The 18,217-nt window shown below is 27.7% G+C and carries 16 protein-coding genes; 14 read left to right on the top strand and 2 right to left on the bottom strand.

The features are described from left to right. Positions 1–82: 82 nt before the first annotated feature. Together CRV11_RS01075 and hxpB are read right to left on the bottom strand one after the other, a co-directional pair. Positions 83–625, bottom strand: a complete 543-nt coding sequence (locus CRV11_RS01075; RefSeq protein ID WP_136131489.1) for a metal-dependent hydrolase — start codon at positions 623–625, stop codon at positions 83–85. A gap of 253 nt (positions 626–878) precedes the next feature. Then, positions 879–1,553, bottom strand: coding sequence for a hexitol phosphatase HxpB (hxpB, locus tag CRV11_RS01070; RefSeq protein WP_136131488.1), 675 nt, complete (start codon positions 1,551–1,553; stop codon positions 879–881). A gap of 583 nt (positions 1,554–2,136) precedes the next feature. On the opposite strand from hxpB, the gene thrS reads away from it, so the two are divergent. The 14 genes from thrS (at position 2,137) to sufE (ending at position 18,184) form a co-directional block, all read left to right on the top strand. Further along, positions 2,137–4,065 (top strand): threonine--tRNA ligase, encoded by a 1,929-nt coding sequence (gene thrS, locus CRV11_RS01065; protein ID WP_136131487.1) that lies wholly within the window; start codon positions 2,137–2,139, stop codon positions 4,063–4,065. Between the two features lie 3 nt (positions 4,066–4,068). Continuing rightward, positions 4,069–4,617: a translation initiation factor IF-3 gene (infC, locus tag CRV11_RS01060; protein ID WP_136131486.1), complete on the top strand. Its 549-nt coding sequence runs from the start codon at positions 4,069–4,071 to the stop codon at positions 4,615–4,617. 80 nt (positions 4,618–4,697) lie between these two features. Further along, on the top strand, positions 4,698–4,895 hold the full coding sequence (rpmI, locus tag CRV11_RS01055; protein WP_136131485.1) for a 50S ribosomal protein L35: 198 nt from the start codon (positions 4,698–4,700) through the stop codon (positions 4,893–4,895). A 42-nt stretch (positions 4,896–4,937) separates the two neighbouring features. After that, a complete protein-coding gene (gene rplT / locus CRV11_RS01050) occupies positions 4,938–5,285 on the top strand; it encodes a 50S ribosomal protein L20 (protein WP_136131484.1) in 348 nt (115 codons plus the stop codon). A 155-nt stretch (positions 5,286–5,440) separates the two neighbouring features. After that, positions 5,441–6,430: a phenylalanine--tRNA ligase subunit alpha gene (pheS, locus tag CRV11_RS01045; RefSeq protein WP_136131483.1), complete on the top strand. Its 990-nt coding sequence runs from the start codon at positions 5,441–5,443 to the stop codon at positions 6,428–6,430. Positions 6,431–6,438: 8 nt separating this feature from the next. Then, a complete protein-coding gene (gene pheT, locus CRV11_RS01040) occupies positions 6,439–8,832 on the top strand; it encodes a phenylalanine--tRNA ligase subunit beta (protein ID WP_136131482.1) in 2,394 nt (797 codons plus the stop codon). A 4-nt stretch (positions 8,833–8,836) separates the two neighbouring features. Then, positions 8,837–9,130, top strand: a complete 294-nt coding sequence (gene ihfA / locus CRV11_RS01035) for an integration host factor subunit alpha (protein WP_136131481.1) — start codon at positions 8,837–8,839, stop codon at positions 9,128–9,130. A 578-nt stretch (positions 9,131–9,708) separates the two neighbouring features. After that, the gene (ppsA, locus tag CRV11_RS01030; protein WP_136131480.1) at positions 9,709–12,102 is read left to right on the top strand and encodes a phosphoenolpyruvate synthase; all 2,394 of its coding nucleotides are present in this window, start codon (positions 9,709–9,711) and stop codon (positions 12,100–12,102) included. A gap of 531 nt (positions 12,103–12,633) precedes the next feature. Then, positions 12,634–12,966, top strand: a complete 333-nt coding sequence (locus tag CRV11_RS01025; protein WP_136131603.1) for an iron-sulfur cluster assembly accessory protein — start codon at positions 12,634–12,636, stop codon at positions 12,964–12,966. A gap of 6 nt (positions 12,967–12,972) precedes the next feature. Further along, complete coding sequence (gene sufB, locus CRV11_RS01020; RefSeq protein ID WP_136131479.1) at positions 12,973–14,463, top strand: Fe-S cluster assembly protein SufB; 1,491 nt, start codon at positions 12,973–12,975, stop codon at positions 14,461–14,463. 33 nt (positions 14,464–14,496) lie between these two features. Beyond that, entirely contained in the window at positions 14,497–15,234 is a 738-nt protein-coding gene (sufC, locus tag CRV11_RS01015) for a Fe-S cluster assembly ATPase SufC (RefSeq protein ID WP_136131478.1), read from the top strand. Beyond that, positions 15,218–16,495 (top strand): Fe-S cluster assembly protein SufD, encoded by a 1,278-nt coding sequence (sufD, locus tag CRV11_RS01010; protein ID WP_136131477.1) that lies wholly within the window; start codon positions 15,218–15,220, stop codon positions 16,493–16,495. The genes sufC and sufD overlap by 17 nt, the downstream gene beginning before the upstream one ends. Further along, positions 16,492–17,712: a SufS family cysteine desulfurase gene (locus tag CRV11_RS01005; protein ID WP_136131476.1), complete on the top strand. Its 1,221-nt coding sequence runs from the start codon at positions 16,492–16,494 to the stop codon at positions 17,710–17,712. The genes sufD and CRV11_RS01005 overlap by 4 nt, the downstream gene beginning before the upstream one ends. A 52-nt stretch (positions 17,713–17,764) precedes the next feature. Further along, entirely contained in the window at positions 17,765–18,184 is a 420-nt protein-coding gene (gene sufE / locus CRV11_RS01000; protein WP_136131475.1) for a cysteine desulfuration protein SufE, read from the top strand. Positions 18,185–18,217: the final 33 nt, after the last annotated feature.

Raw genomic sequence — 18,217 nt, 5'->3', positions numbered from 1 at the left:
TGAGTTATTGGTTACAAACAATTATTTATTAGAATGATGTAATATTAAAATTAAATTTGTTATACCGTTGGATTTTATTATATTAAAAAAGCTTAATAGCTAGTGGTATAATAAATTTAACTAATAATGGCTCAAATATTGGAAATAATATTGTAAAACCGATCAAACAACAACATATTTTCTGTTCAATGTTTTTATTTTTTTTATTATTAATAACAGGAATACCGAAACGTTTACGATATGGCCAAAATAAAGGCACTCCTGCAGGAGTAAGTGCATCTGCAATAATATGGCTACAGTATCCAATTATCATACCTTGAAATATATCATCTGGAATTGATATATTATCTAAACAAATAATTTTGAAGCTTGACAAGAAAATTAAAGCTAAAAAACTATGTGTAAATCCTCTGTGTCCAAAAATTAACGATATGGGTAGCGAAATCCAACGCAATCTTTGTCCAATTAATGAATAAGGATGATCAATATCAGGAATTAAACACGTAATCAAAACAGCAGGAATCAAATGCCACCAATCTGCTTGTATAATTACTTTAGTAAGTTCAAAGTGTTTAGCACAAATAGCACATGCTAAAGCAAAAAAAATATGTCCATTAGCTGTCATTATTAATGATTAAAAATATTTTAAATATATTGATATATATTATTACAACAATAAATATCAATACAAAGCAAGGTGAGATTAATTAACAATTAAAACTATTAAGATATATAAATACAAGAACTAATGAATTTAGAAAATTAATATGTCTCATATTATATTTTTGATTAAATATCATTTTGTAATGATTGTATCTGTTAATATAAATTAATGAATACTATTTTAATCTTTATACAATATAATTATTATTTTTACTTTAAATTCCTAAATGAGAAATTGTTAACTGTGTCAGATTTCTGAGTTTTTTATTTGCCAAACACCATCTCGGATCATTTTGATATTCTATTGCAGGAATCACAATTGAATTCATAAGAGCTGCTTTTGTAGCAATCATTCCGTTAATAGAATCTTCTATAGCGATACATTGTTGAGGAATAATGTTAAGTTGAGCTGCTGCATCTATATAAATTTGCGGATGAGGTTTGCTATAAGGTAAACACTCAGCAGATATAACCAAATCGAAATAATGACTTAAACCGAATGTATTTAATACTCTTTTTAACATAAATAGAGGTGAAGCAGAAGCAAGACCTATTTTTAAATTACATGTTTTACATAATATCAGAGCAGATTCTACTCCTGGTAATAAAGGTTTCCTTTCTTCAATTAATAACATCGCACGAGTGATAATATCATCTATAATTTCTTTTTGACTTGGTCTATTAGAATCTTTAGGTAGAAGTTTATACCATATAAGTACTGACTGGTCAATTCTTAGACCAATTGAATCTGGTGTTTTAGAAGTGTTAGGAATTTTAATGTCTAGCTTAGAAAGAACCTCATTTTGAGCCTGGTTCCATAATGGTTCAGAATCTATGATAATTCCGTCCATATCAAAAAAAATTGCTGAAATATCTCTATTATAATACATGAAATCTTCCGTTGTAATGTTTACAATTACTACACCAAATGAAATTTTATGTGTTTATAGAACATTAAAAATTATATCGTACCTATATCTAAACGCTAAAATTTATTGTATATATAATAAATTACTTGAATGTATATATAATAAATTACTTGAATTGATAAAATTATTCATTTTAATAATATTTAATTGGAACTGTTTATCATATAATATAATTTCAGTATATTGCAAAATATCTTTTTTAAATTAGTTGTACTAAAAAGAATTTTTTAATATTGATTAGCTATTTAATCAAAAACAAAAATAATTGTACATGACAAATGTTTGGATTATTAGTATCAATTATGTTGATAAAAATTTTACTCAAATACAATATAAATATATTAAACTTATACTATCTTATCTAAGCAATAAGTAAAAAAATTACTTATTAATATTATTGAAAAAATGTTTTACTATAATTAAATGGTTTTTTTGTAATATTTTAAGTAGCATTGATGTACATTTTACTTTATTATTATTGAATTTTCTTTCTATATACTGGATATATTTGTTTAACATTAATAATATCAAGGATATTTGTTATATGCCATTAATTACTTTTTCTGATGGTAACACACGTTATTACACTAATGCTGTTAGTATTATGGATATTGCTTTAAACATCAGCAAAACTTTAGCAAAGTCCTGTATAGCTGGTAAAGTAAACTGTAAATTAGTTGATTGTTTTTATGTCATAGATAATGATGCAACAATTGACTTTATTACTATAAAAGATACCGAAGGTTTAGAAATTATTCGAAGATCATGTGTTCAGTTGTTAGGTTATGCAATAAAAACTTTATGGCCTGAATCTAAAATAGCAACTAATCGAATAATTAATGATGATTTTTATTGCGATTTTGATATCAAGCATAATTTAAACCATAGCGATATAGATCTTTTAGAAAAATGTATGCATAAACTAGCGAATACTAAATATGATATAGTAAAAAAAGTAATTAAATATAAAGAAGCACATAATCTATTCTTAAGTAAAGGTGAAACATATAAACTACAAATTCTTGATGAATATGTAAACCAAGAAGACAATATTAGTACATATATTCATGAAAAATATCTAGATATATGCGAAGGTCCACAAGTACCTAATATTAGTTTTTGTCGTTATTTTAAATTACAAAAAGTTTCCGGAATTTATTGGAAAGGAGACAAAAATAATAAGATGTTACAAAGGATCTACGGAACTGCTTGGGCAGATAAACAACAATTATCCGATTATATACATAGACTAGAAGAAACTTCCAAACGTGATCATCGTCGAATAGGTAAACAACTTGACTTGTATCATATTGAAAAAGAATCTCCTGGTATGATTTTTTGGCATCATAATGGATGGATTATTTTTGACGAGCTGCAAAAATTTATTTCTGATAAATTACGTGAGTATCATTATAAAGAAGTCAAAAGTCCATTACTTATGGACCGTAAAATATGGGAACAAACAGGACATTGGCAAAATTATCAAGAGTTAATGTTTAAGGTCAATATTGAACATCATGAATATTGTATAAAGCCAATGAATTGTCCTGGACACTTGCAAATTTTTAATCAAGGAGTAAAATCTTATCGAGATTTACCGATACGTATGGCAGAATTTGGTAGTTGCCATAGGAATGAACCATCAGGTGCATTACATGGATTAATGCGTGTTTGCAACTTTACTCAGGATGATGCTCATATTTTTTGTACGGAAGAACAATTAAAGGAAGAAATTAATAAATGCATCAATATGATTTATGAAATATATCATATTTTTGGTTTTAAAAAAATAGTGGTTCATCTTGCTACTCGACCTAAACAACGTATAGGTACAGATAAAATATGGGATCATGCTGAAAAAAATTTAGAATGTGTTTTAAAAGCAAATAATATTGATTTTTTATTACAACATGGAGAAGGTGCTTTTTATGGTCCTAAGATCGAATTTACACTATTTGACTGTCTTAATAGGGCTTGGCAATGTGGGACAATTCAATTAGATTTTTCTTTACCAAAATGTCTTAATGCTACTTACATAGATCAAAATAATCATCGTCGTTTTCCAGTAATGATTCACAGGGCTATTTTAGGATCGATAGAGCGTTTTATAGGGATCTTAATTGAGGAATATTCAGGTTTATTTCCTACTTGGTTGTCACCTATACAAATTGTGATAACAAGTGTTACTGATAAATACATAAAATATGTCGAAAATTTAACATCTCAATTATATAATGAAGGATTTAGGGCCATATCTGATCTAAGAAGCAAAAAGTTAGGATTTAAAATTCGTGAACATACAATAAATCGCATTCCTTATATATTAATATATGGAGAAGAAGAAATAAAAAAAAACAAGATATCTGTACGAACTTGTTGTGGAAAAGATCTAGGATTAATGGATGTTAACATTTTTATTCAAAAATTAAAGAAAGAAATTTATACTAGAAAAGTTCAACAAATGGAGGAATAAAGTATTAAAGGCATAAAAAGAACACAATTGATTCGCTCAGATCGTATTAATAATGAAATTAATGCAACTGAAGTGCGTTTAACAGGATTTAATGGTGAACAGATTGGTGTTATTAGTTTACAAGAAGCACTAAGGAAAGCTGAAGAAGTTGGTGCTGATCTAGTTGAGATCAGTCCTAATGCTGAACCGCCAGTTTGTCGTATTATGAATTATGGAAAGTTTATTTATGAAAAAAGTAAATCCTGTAAAGAGCAACGAAAAAAACAAAAAATTATTCATATTAAAGAAGTGAAATTTCGTCCTGGAACAGATGAAAGCGATTATAAGATAAAATTAAGAAATTTAATTCGCTTTTTAGAGGAAGGTAATAAAATAAAAGTTACTCTTCGTTTTCGTGGTCGGGAAATGGCTCACCAACAAATTGGTATGGAAATCTTAAATCGCATAAGAAAAGATCTATGCGAGGATTCAGATATAGCTATAATTGAATCTTTTCCTATGAGAATTGAAGGCCGTCAAATCATTATGGTACTTGCTCCTAAAAAGAAATAATGTTATAAAAATATTCTATAAGTAAGCATATTATATTTTTTTAAAAACAATTAAATAAAAACAAATTAGGCATTATTAAAATGTTAAAAATAAAAACAATAAGAAGCGTATCTAAAAGATTCAAAAAAACTGCATCTGGAGAATTTAAACATAAACATGCTAATTTAAGACATATTTTAACTAAGAAATCAACTAAACGAAAACGTCACCTTCGTCCTAAAGGTATGGTTTCTCAAAGAGATTTTAATTTAATTTCCACATGTTTACCATATGCATAACATTTTTTATTTAATATAGGATATACAACAGGAGAGCATTAGATGGCTCGAGTTAAACATGGTGTAACTGCTCATTCACGTCATAAAAAAATTTTAAAAAAAGCCAAAGGTTTTTACGGTGCACGATCACGAACATACCGTGCTGCTTTTCAAGCTGTTATAAGAGCTGGTCAATATGCATATCGTGATCGCAAACAACGAAAACGTCAGTTTCGTAAATTATGGATTGCACGTATCAATGCTGCTGCAAGACAGTACGGTATTTCTTATAGTAATTTAATGAATATGCTTAAAAAAACTGCTATCCAAATTGATCGTAAAATTTTAGCAGATATAGCTATACAAGATCAAATAGCTTTTTCTAAGTTAATAGAAAGAGTCAGTATATAAATAATTTAATCAAAAACAAACAACCTTAAATTAGATAAGACAATAAACAACTAATAAGAATCTCTGTATAAGATCATTGGAAAAAAATTTTATGTCCATCATTAAATGTATTTTAATAAATATTATTTAATAAATTTGAAACTAAAGAGAAAAAAATGTCTAAACTATCAGATCTGATAGAAGAAGCTATCATGACTATAGAAAATTCTAAAGATATTAGTTCACTAGAACTGGCACGCATCAAATACCTTGGGAAAAAGGGACACATAAAAAAACTGATAGATTCATTGAATGATACTCCTAGTAGTAAGCGAGCTATAGAAGGAGAAATACTTAATAAAGCTAAAAATAGAATAATTTCTCATATAAATGATCATAAAAAAAAGTTGGAATCTATTTCATTAAATTTACGTTTATCACAAGATCAAATAGATGTATCTTTGCCTGGTAGGAGAATAGGGAATGGAGGACTGCATCCTATCACTATTACCATGAATCATATTGAAAAATTTTTTACATCATTAGGTTTTGCTACTATTAGTGGTTTTGAAATAGAAGATCAATATCATAACTTTGATGCACTTAATATTCCTGATTACCATCCAGCACGTACTGATCATGACACTTTTTGGCTCAATGAATTTGCTTTATTACGCACTCAAACCTCAGGTGTACAAATTCGTATAATGAAAAATCAAAAACCACCAATTCGTATCATATCATCAGGCCGTGTATATCGTAATGATTACGATCAATCTCATACTCCAATGTTTCATCAAGTGGAAGGCTTAATCATCGATGATGATATAAGTTTTGCTAATTTAAAACAAACTATTTATGATTTTTTATATAATTTTTTTGGAGAATGTACAAAAATTCGTTTTCGTCCTTCTTATTTTCCATTTACAGAACCATCAGCAGAATTTGATGTAATGAATAATAATAACAAGTGGTTAGAAGTATTAGGATGCGGACTTATACATCCAAAAATATTGGATAATATGAGTATTAATTCAGAGATATACTCTGGATTTGCTTTTGGGATAGGAGTAGAACGTCTAGCTATGTTGCGGTATGATATAAAAGATCTTCGCTCATTTTTTGAAAACGATTTACGTTTCCTTAAACAATTTAGATCATTGTAGGATAATGAATGAAATTTAGTGAATTATGGTTACGTGAATGGGTTAATCCCAATATAGATACTAACAAATTATGCGAACAACTTACTATGCTAGGTTTAGAAGTAGAAAATGTTTCTTCTGTTTCAAGTTTTTTCCATGGAGTAGTAAGCGGTGAAATTGTTGAATGTAAAGAAAAATTAGACTGTCATAAAATAAAATTTACTAAAGTGAACATAGGCAATGGCAAAATACTAAATATCATGTGTAATGCAGACAACTGCCGTTTAGGTTTAAAAGTTGTTGTAGCTCCTATAAAAACAATATTACCAAAACAAAAAGAAGTGCAACAAATAAATTTTTATGAATATGTATCCGAAGGAATTATTTGTTCTCTATCAACATTAGGACTTTCAGATAAAGAAGATCAATTTATTATAGAATTACCACATGATGTTTCTATAGGAAAAGATATTTATAATTACTTGAAATTAAATGATAATATTATTGAAGTTAATATTACTCCAAATCGAGCTGATTGTTTAAGTATTATGGGGATAGCACGTGATCTTGCTGCACTAAATTGTTTACCATTTGAAAACCTAATAAACAATCCTATTTCACCAAAAATAAATGATGATTTACTAATTTATATACATGAGCCAAAGGCATGTCCGCAATATCTATCTAGAATAATAAAGGATATTAATGTAAATATTTCTACTCCTTTCTGGATCAAAGAAAGATTGAGACGTTGCGGTATTGCTTCTGTAAACGTAGTGATAGATATTAATAATTATGTTTTAATAGAGATAGGCCAACCAATATTTGCTTTTGATCTTGATTGTATTGATAGCTATTTAGCAGTTCGCATGGCAAAAGATAATGAAATTTTAATATTAAATAATGGTAAAAAAATTCATTTGAATAATACAGTGTTAGTGATTTCTGATAAAAATAAAGTTCTATCAATAGCAGGTGTTTGTAATGATTTACGTTCTACTATACATGATAGTACTAGAGATATATTATTAGAATGCGCTTATTTTAATCCATTATCAGTTATTAATAATATACGTTATTGTAATTTACATACTGATACATCACATAGATATGAGAGAGGTATTGATTATAAATTACAGTATAAAGCGATTGAATATGTAACCAAATTATTAATGGAAATATGTAAAGGAAAAGCCGGACCGATTATAGATAAAACATATGATAGATTGTTTCATAAATCAAAGTTAGTAATTGATTTACACCGTAAAAAATTAAACCGTTTGATAGGTTATAAAATTTCTGATAGTCAAGTGAATGATACATTAACTAGACTTGGTTTTAATATACACAAAGAAATTGACAAATGGAAGGTAATAGTACCTAGCTGGCGAGTTGATATTCTTATAGAAGAAGATTTACTTGAAGAAATAATACGTATTTTTGGTTATTATAACATTCCCAATGTACCTATTAAAACTAATTTGAAGATTATAGCTCCTTCGAAAGGGATGGTATTATTAAAACGCATAAAAAATTTTTTAGTTAATATGGGATACCATGAAGTAATCACTTATAGTTTTGTGAATCCGAAAATACAGAAGATACTGCATCCCAATAAACATGCTGTTCCTATTATGAATCCTATATCTAAAGATATGTCAGTTATGCGTCTATCATTACGTACAGGATTATTAAATATACTACATTATAATCAAAACTATCAACAAAATAGATTACGATTATTTGAAAATGGATATTGTTTTATACCAGATAAAACAGCTGAATTCGGAATACGTCAAGAATTAATGTTATCAGGTATATTAAATGGCAATATTTCTAAAGATCATTGGGATAAAACAAATAAATTAGCTGATTTTTACGATTTAAAAGGTGATTTAGAATCTTTATTTGAGTTATCAAATCATATAGAAGATATAAATTTTTTTTCTAGGTCAATATCTGCTCTGCATCCAGGAAAAAGTGCAGTAATTTATCTCAATGACAAAGAAATTGGATACATTGGTGAAATACATCCCGATCTTCAAAAAAGATTAAAAATTAAAAACGAGATTGTAATCTTCGAGTTAATGTGCAATGAACTTATAAATTCTAAACATATACGAATACAAGAAATATCACGTTTTCCTGCGAATCGTAGAGATATTTCAATTATAGTAAATGAACAAATTCCTGCAGCAAATGTAATCACTTTATGTAAAAAAATTGGCATAAATCAGTTAGTTGGGATAAACTTACTAGATGTGTACCGTGGAAAAGATATTGCTAAAGGTTATAAAAGTCTAACAATTAGCTTGATTTTACAGGATACTAAACGGACACTAAAAGAAGAAGAAATTGCTATAATAGTAAATCGATATATTATGGCATTAAAAGAGCGATTCCAGGTAACCTTGAGGAATTAGACTTATGGCGCTTACAAAAGCTGAAATGTCAGAGTACCTATTTGAAAAACTTGGTTTAAGCAAACGTGATTCAAAAGAACTAGTAGAAATATTTTTCGAAGAAATTCGTTGTACTTTAGAAAATGGAGAACAGGTAAAACTTTCAGGATTTGGTAATTTTGATTTACGCAATAAAAAACAACGTCCAGGTAGAAACCCCAAGACCGGTGAAGATGTTTCTATTACCGCTCGTCGTGTAGTTACGTTTCGCCCAGGACAAAAATTAAAAAATAGAGTCGGGAACGTGATTTTAAAATAAAATATATAATATTTGTTTATAAATACAGCAGAAAATCCAAAAATCAAGCTTTTCTGCTGTAGTCATATAAATAAATTATATTTTAAATATATATTATAATTGATTCATTCAAAATCCATTAATTACAAAATAAATTCAAGATTTTAGTTTAAAAATAAATATTAAAAAGACAAATGTAGGTTTTTATCTGTTTCTTTAATTAATAATTTTAAATATGATGTATAAATGTGATGTATGCAAGATATCAAAATAATTTTACTTTACATAATTTCAATTATTTCAAGAACTAAATATAATTATTTCAAGAACTAAATATAATTAATTAGATATAATCTTATATTAACAAAAAAATTAATAAAATCATTTTTGTTAATTGATTAATTTATAATTCTTCACTTATATCTTTCTTAAAACTTGTGATATATGGTGTTATTATATTCTATTTAAAGTAAAATAAAAATATTTACAACACCTAAAATAATAGTAATATTAATTTATTAAACTATATTAAAGAGGATTTTTTAAACGATTCATTTTATATGTGATATCAATTTGTCATAAAAAAAAGGATAAGTTAAATGCTTAGTAAAACAGGTAAACCACTAATACTTTGGTATCATCAAATAAATATTAAAGATATTAAGATAGTGGGAGGTAAAAATGCTTCAATAGGTGAAATGATAAATAAATTATCATCACTAGGCATTAATGTTCCCAATGGATATGTAACTACATCTTATGCATTTAATCAATTTCTTAATCAAGATGGAATGAATCATAAAATTTATGAACTTTTAAACAATAGTGATCTTAATGATATTGATACTTTAAATAAAGTAAGCAAAGAAATTCGTCAATGGATTTTGAATAAACCACTGCCTACACAACTAAAAACAGAAATATGTACAGCTTATAATCAGATAATCAGTGATGACAATAATGCTTCTTTTGCTATAAGATCTTCTGCAACAGCTGAAGATCTTGCAGATGCATCATTTGCAGGACAACAAGAAACATATTTAAATATAAAAAATATTGATTCGATATTAATTGCAGTTAAAAAAGTATATGCATCGTTGTTCAATGCTCGTGCTATTTCATATCGTATTCATAAAGGATATAACCATAACGACATATATTTATCAGTTGGGATACAACAAATGGTTCGTTCTGATTTAGCCTGTTCTGGAGTAATATTTACTATTGATACTGAATCTGGTTTCGATAAAGTAGTATTTATTACAGCGTCATTAGGATTAGGAGAAATGATAGTACAAGGAGCAGTCAATCCAGATGAGTTTTACATTTATAAACCAGCATTAACATCTAATAAACAATCAATAATAAGAAGAAACATGGGTTCTAAAAAAGTTAGAATGGTGTATTCTGCTGATAGCACTATAAATAATCACCCAGTATGCATTGAATCAGTTCCTCAATCTGAACGCAATCAATTTTGTTTAAATGATAAAGATATTCAATTATTAGCTCGACAAGCAGTATTAATTGAGCAACATTATAATAATCCTATGGATATTGAATGGGCAAAAGATGGAAAAACAGGTAAACTTTTTATCTTACAAGCACGGCCAGAAACAGTATATTCAAATAATAATAATAATATTATTGAACATTATGTTCTAAAAGAAAAAAGCGAGATTTTAATTCAAGGTCGAGCTATAGGTAATAAAATTGGATGTGGTAAAGTAAAAATTATTTTAAATGTTAACAATATAAATCTCATTGAAAATGGTGATGTTTTAGTCACTGATCTGACAGGACCCGATTGGGAGCCTATTATGAAAAAAGTTTCAGCAATTGTTACTAATAGGGGAGGTCGTACTTGTCATGCTGCAATTATTGCACGTGAGTTAGGTATTCCAGCAGTTGTTGGGTGTGGAAATGCAACTGATCGTCTTAAAGATATATCTAAAATTACGGTATCCTGTGCTGAAGGTGATAGTGGTTATGTGTATAATAATTTACTTAAATTTACTATTAATAGTTCAAAAATTGATAATATGCCTAAATTGCCATTGGATATTATGATGAATATAGGTAATCCCGATCTAGCCTTTAATTTTGCATCATTACCAAATAAAGGTATTGGTCTTGCTCGTATAGAGTTTATTATAAGTAGCATGATAAAAGTACATCCAAAGGCTCTTTTAGAGTTTGATGGACAAACAGAAGATAAGAAAAAACAAATCCTTAAAATTATTAATGGATATCAAGATCCTGTAGAATTTTATGTTGCACGTTTAACTGAAGGTATCTCGACATTAGCTTCAGCTTTTTTTCCCAAAAAAGTTATATTACGTTTTTCTGATTTTAAAACTAATGAATATTCTAATTTAATAGGTGGTAAAGAATATGAAATTAAAGAAGAAAACCCTATGATAGGTTTTCGTGGAGCAGTACGTTATACAGATGACAGTTTTCGCGATTGTTTTGCTCTTGAATGTGAAGCTATTAAAAGAGCACGTAATGAAATAGGATTAACTAATATAGAAATAATGGTTCCTTTTGTAAGAACTATAGAACAAGCACAAGGTATTATTAAAGAACTAAGTGATCTAGGGTTACATCGAGGTAATAATGGTTTAAAAATACATATGATGTGTGAAATACCATCTAACGCTTTATTAGCTGAGCAGTTTTTACAATATTTTGATGGATTTTCAATTGGTTCTAATGATATGACACAATTAACATTAGGTGTAGATCGTGATTCTGATTTACTAGCTCCTTTATTCAATGAATTTGATGAGTCATTAAAAATTTTATTTTCTTTAGCCATTAATGCAGCAAAAAAACACAATAAGTATATTGGTATATGTGGTCAAGGAATTTCTGATAATCCTGATTTTGCTGTTTGGCTAATACAACAAGGAATAGATAGTTTGTCCCTAAATCCTGATAATATTGTTGAGTCTTGGTTAAAAATTGCAAAACTAGTGAATAGATTTTAATATCGTATTGTCATAATAAGATCTCCTTCGTTTACAACTAAACTATTATCAATGCAATTTAGATAATAATTAACTCAGTAGTATTGATAATAAACAATCATACTTATGCTATTAGAAATTAACATTACAATTAATTATATCTAATAACATGCATCATAATTTTATATGAAACTTTATATATTATATATCATTGTAAACAAAAATTTTACTTTATGTAAATATAACTTATCTGTTTATCGATCTCTAAACATTGCATTAATTATCATGATATACTTACATAGTAATATTTTATAATTATTAAAAATTAGTTGTGTTATCCTTACATAGTTTAAATTTATTTAATAAATAACATTATAACAATATATCAATTGTATAAATAAATCATTAAAATTTAATTTATATTAATTATAATAAATTAAATTTAACATTATATATTTATAAAATTAAATAATAAAACATTCAATAAAAACATAAACTAGAGGAAATCATGTGAATACCGCAGGTATAAATTATATTTCACATAATAATTTTATGTGGAAAGGATTCAAATTAACAAAAACTGCAGAAAAACAAATGATTATTTTAATCAATAAAAATCCTGAAGTAAAGGGATTATGTTTGAGTATAAAAAAATCTGGTTGTGCAGGTTTTAAATATATTATGAATTTAACAAAAAATCCATCATCAGAAGATCTTAAATTTTCATTTAAAAATGTTACTTTATTTGTACCTGTTCAAGCAATGCCATTTATTGATGGCACTGAAATAGATTACATTTATGACGGATTAAATCAAAATTTTAAATTTCAAAACCCTAAAGCTCAGCACTCTTGTGGATGTGGTGAAAGTTTTAGCATAGAGTAATGAAAAATGTCACAAAATATTAAATCATCTGAAAATATTGCGTTTTGGGAAAACAATATAAATTATAAAGAAGGTTTCTTTACTGAACTAAAGACAGAAGCAATTGCTCGAGGTATTAATGAAAATACAGTACGCGAAATTTCTAAAAAAAGAGATGAACCTAAGTGGATGCTGAATTTTCGCCTTGAAGCATTTAATCTTTGGTTAAAAATGGAAGAACCACACTGGTTGAAAGGACATTATAATAAGCTTAACTACCAAGATTATACCTATTATTCTACGCCTTTATGTAATAATTGTGATAGTAAGCATAACTATTCTAAATTTAAATCTTTAGAAACGAACATTAACACAAATTATTTAACTAAGGAAGTAGAAAATACCTTTGATAAATTAGGCGTACCTGTTCGCGAAGGAAATCAAATTGCTATAGATGCTATTTTTGATTCTGTATCTGTTGCAACAACTTATAGAAATGAATTATATGATAAATATGGCATTATATTTTGCTCATTTACTGAGGCTATTCATAATCATCCAGATTTAGTTAAAAAATATCTCGGAAGTGTAGTACCAACAAATGACAATTTTTATGCATCTTTAAATTCAGCTGTAGCATCAGATGGTACTTTTGTTTATATTCCAAAAGGTGTTCGATGCCCCATGGAACTTTCTACATATTTTCGCATTAATGCTGCAAATACAGGACAGTTTGAAAGGACTATTCTGATCGCAGAAGCCGATAGTTATGTAAGTTATATAGAAGGATGTTCAGCGCCTATACATAAATATAATCAATTACATGCAGCAGTAGTAGAAGTAGTTGTTCATGAAAACGCTGAAGTAAAATACTCTACTGTACAAAATTGGTTCCCAGGTCATAAAGGTAAAGGAGGTATTCTAAATTTTGTTACTAAGCGTGCATTATGTGAAGGAAATAATAGTAAGATGTCTTGGACACAATCGGAAACAGGTTCTTCTATAACCTGGAAGTATCCGAGTTGTATTTTAAAAGGAGATAATTCAATAGGCAAATTTTATTCTGTTGCGTTGACTACAGGACATCAACAGGCTGATAGTGGTACTAAAATGATTCATATCGGTAAAAATACAAAATCTACAATTATATCAAAAGGAATATCTGCTGGTACAAGTAAAAATACTTATAGAGGATTAGTAAAAATACTACCGAATGCAAAAAATGCAAGAAATTTTACACAATGTGATTCTATGTTAATAGGCTGTAATTGTAGTTCGCATACTTTTCCATATATAGAAAATTTTACTAATACAGCACATTTAGAACATGAAGCTACAACATCACGTATAGGTGAAGATCAAATGTTTTATTTCTTACAGCGAGGAATAAGTGAGGAAGATGCTATATTAATGATAGTTAATGGTTTTTGTAAAGATGTTTTTTCTAAATTACCTTTAGAATTTGCTGTAGAAGCTCAAAAATTACTATCTATCAGTCTTGAACATAGTGTGGGTTAATATTAATTAATATAATAAGGAATTCACAATATTATGTTGAAAATAAAAAAATTAAATGTAAGTATTGAAAATAAAATTATTCTAAATAATCTAGACCTAGAAATAAAACCAGGAGAAACTCATGCTATTATGGGTCCTAATGGCTCAGGAAAAAGTACTCTTTCTGCAACTATAGCTGGTAGAGAAGAATATAAAGTTACTAAAGGTTCAATAATTTTTAAGAATAAAAATTTATTAGAATTAGAACCTGAAGAAAGGGCTCGTGAAGGAATATTTATGGCATTTCAGTATCCAGTTGAAATTCCTGGTGTTAGCAATCAATTTTTTTTGCAAAAATCAGTTAATGAGATACGTAAATATAGAAAACAAAAAGAACTAGATCGTTTTGAATTCCAAGATCTTATTACAGAAAAAATTAACTTTCTGGATATGTCTTTAGATTTACTTAAACGTTACGTAAATGTAGGTTTTTCTGGAGGAGAAAAAAAACGTAACGATATTTTACAAATGGCATTATTAGAACCAGATTTATGTATTTTGGATGAATCGGATTCTGGACTAGATATCGATGCTTTAAAAATAATATCTCATGGTGTAAATAGTTTACGAAATAAATTTCGTTCTTTTATTATTATTACACATTATCAACGTATTCTTAATTATATCAAACCAGATGTGGTTCATGTTTTATACAAGGGTAATATAGTAAAATCTGGTAACTTTTCATTGGTTAGACAGTTAGAGGAATATGGTTATGGCTGGCTTACCTAAAAAAAATGATGGTGCTCTACATCAATGGCATAATTTATTTTATATAAATAGCATCAAGCGTTCAGAAAAAGCACAAAAAAACTGGGATCAGTTGATAACAATTGGCATACCAGATGTTAAACATGAAGATTGGAAATATACTCCATTAGATAAATTATTATCACAACGTTTCGTTTTACCAACAATGAAAATATTGGATATAAATGAAATCAATAAAATATCAATAAATCTAAACTCTTTCCGATTGGTTTTTGTAAATGGATATTTTATGCCTACATTAAGTTTTTATGATAACAGAATATTTGAAGTGAAAAATACAATTGCATATAAAAATATAAATTTACCGGAACCAATTAAACCAGAGTTTTTTTTACATTTAAATGAAAGTTTAACAGAAGAAATTACTGTTATTCGTCTTTCAAAAAATAAAAATACACCAATTCCTCTATATTTATTACATATAACTGATGGTTATCAAAACGACCTTAATACTGTCAATTATCGCCACCATTTAATTTTAGAAGATAATACTAAAGCTGAAATAATAGAACATTTTACAACTTTAAATACACATTCACATTTTACTGGTTCACGTTTGACATTTAATATAGCTAATAATGTAAATTTAAAACATACTAAATTAGTATTTGAAAATACTAATAGTTATCATTTTTCTCATAACGACATAATTGTTGGATATAATTCAGAAATTACTAGTAATACATTTGTAACAGAATCAAACATATGTCGCCATAATACTAGCATAAAATTAGATGGAAAACATTCTGATGTAAAAGTTAACAGTTTATCATTGCCAAAAAATCAAGAAACAACTGATATCCGCACTTATTTAGAACATAACAATAGTAACTGTAAAAGTCGACAAATACATAAAACAATCGTGCTAGAGAAAAGTAGAATAGTATTTAATGGTCATATAAAAGTTTCTTCTAATGCACTTAAAACAGATGGAACCATGATTAATAATAATTTATTACTATGCAATCAAGCTGAAGTTGATAGCAAACCTCAATTAGAAATTTATGCAGATGATGTAAAATGCAGTCATGGAGTAACTATGGGTTGTATTGATGATGAACAAATCTATTATTTGCGAACACGAGGCATTAAAGAAATTGATGCCCAAAAAATGTTAGTAAATGCATTTGCTTTAGAATTAATAGAATTATTAGAGAACGATGTAGTTATTAAAGCAATTTTAAATCGTATAGACAAATTAATATTTAGAGAAAACATGTGACAAATTTTAATCTTGAACTTATTAGAAATGATTTTCCTATTTTCAAAAGAAAAATCAATGGTCATTACTTAGCTTATTTTGATAATGCTGCTAGTTCTCAAAGACCATCAGCTGTCATTGATGCTGAAAAATTGTTTAATCAAAATAATTATGCAAATGTTCATAGAGGAGTCCATACATTAAGTGCACAAGCAACTATTCTTATGGAAAATGTACGAAATCAAGTAGCACGTTTTATAAATGCTTCTTCAAAAGATGAAATTATTTTCGTTAAAGGTACTACAGAAGGAATTAATTTAATAGCTAATAGCTGGGGTAGTAAAATTACTCATAAGGATAATATAATTATCACTGAAATGGAACATCATTCTAATATAGTACCATGGCAGCTTCTAGCTAAACGTGTCAAAGCAGAAATACGTATATTACCTTTAAAAGGAGGGATATTATGTTTAGAAACACTTTCTAGATTAATTGATAGCAACACACGTTTATTAGCATTAACTCATGTCTCCAATGTTATAGGTGTAACAAATCCAATAAAGAAAATCATAGATCTAATTAAATCTTGCGGGATAATAACAGTTATAGATGGTGCTCAAGCTGTCATGCATCATGGAGTTGATGTTCAAGATCTTGGATGTGATTTCTATGTTTTTTCGGGACATAAAATATACGGGCCAACTGGAATTGGCATATTGTATGGTCGAAAAAACATATTAAATGATATGCCTCCTTGGGAAGGTGGAGGTGCAATGATTAACAATGTAAAATTGCCTTATGGTACTACTTGGAATGATATCCCATGGCGTTTTGAAGCAGGTACCCCTAATATCAGCGGAATCGTTGGTTTGGGTGCTGCATTGAATTATATAAAAAATTTAGGATTAGATGTCATTAATAAACGTGAAACTTCTTTATGTCAATATGCACAAAAAAAGTTATCTTTAATACCAAATATTACACTATATAGCCATCTTAACAGTGTTGGTATTATTTCATTTAATCTTGGAAAACATCATGCTTTTGATGTTGGAAGTTTCTTAGATCAATATGGCATTGCTATTCGCACAGGTCATCATTGTGCTATGCCATTAATGCGTTATTATAAAGTGACTGCAATGTGTAGAGCATCATTGGCTTTTTATAATAGTGAACAAGAAATAGATCGTTTAGTATCATCTTTGATAAGGATAAATCACTTATTAAATAATTAAGTATATTGTTGTATTATCATTTTTAAATAAATTTTATTTGGAGTAATCAACAGTGACTTTGCCAGTAAAAGATAAGTTAATCATTAACTTTAATCGCTGTGCTAATTGGGAAGAGAAATATCTTTATATTATTGAACTTGGACAGAAAATTTCAATCAAGTCTAAAAATTTATATCTTCCTGAAAATCTAATAAATGGATGTCAAAGTCAAGTATGGATTAAAGTAAATATTCAACCTGATAACACTATTTTATTTGAAGGAGACAGCGACTCAGTTATAGTTAAAGGACTGATTGCTATAGTATTTATTCTGTTTCAAAATTTATCTGTTTCAGATATAATGGTATTAGATGTAAAATATTGGTTTCATAAATTATCATTAATGCGACATATTACACCAACTCGTTCTCGAGGAATAGAAGCAGTAGTTAAATCTATTCGTTACAAGATAAACATTTTATCTAAAAATTAAAAAATTACAAATAATAAAAAGAAATCTTACATA

The sequence above is a fragment of the Candidatus Pantoea edessiphila genome (assembly GCF_002933335.1).
Taxonomy (GTDB): domain Bacteria; phylum Pseudomonadota; class Gammaproteobacteria; order Enterobacterales; family Enterobacteriaceae; genus Pantoea_C.
This window is presented reverse-complemented; position numbering and strand designations above follow the sequence as displayed.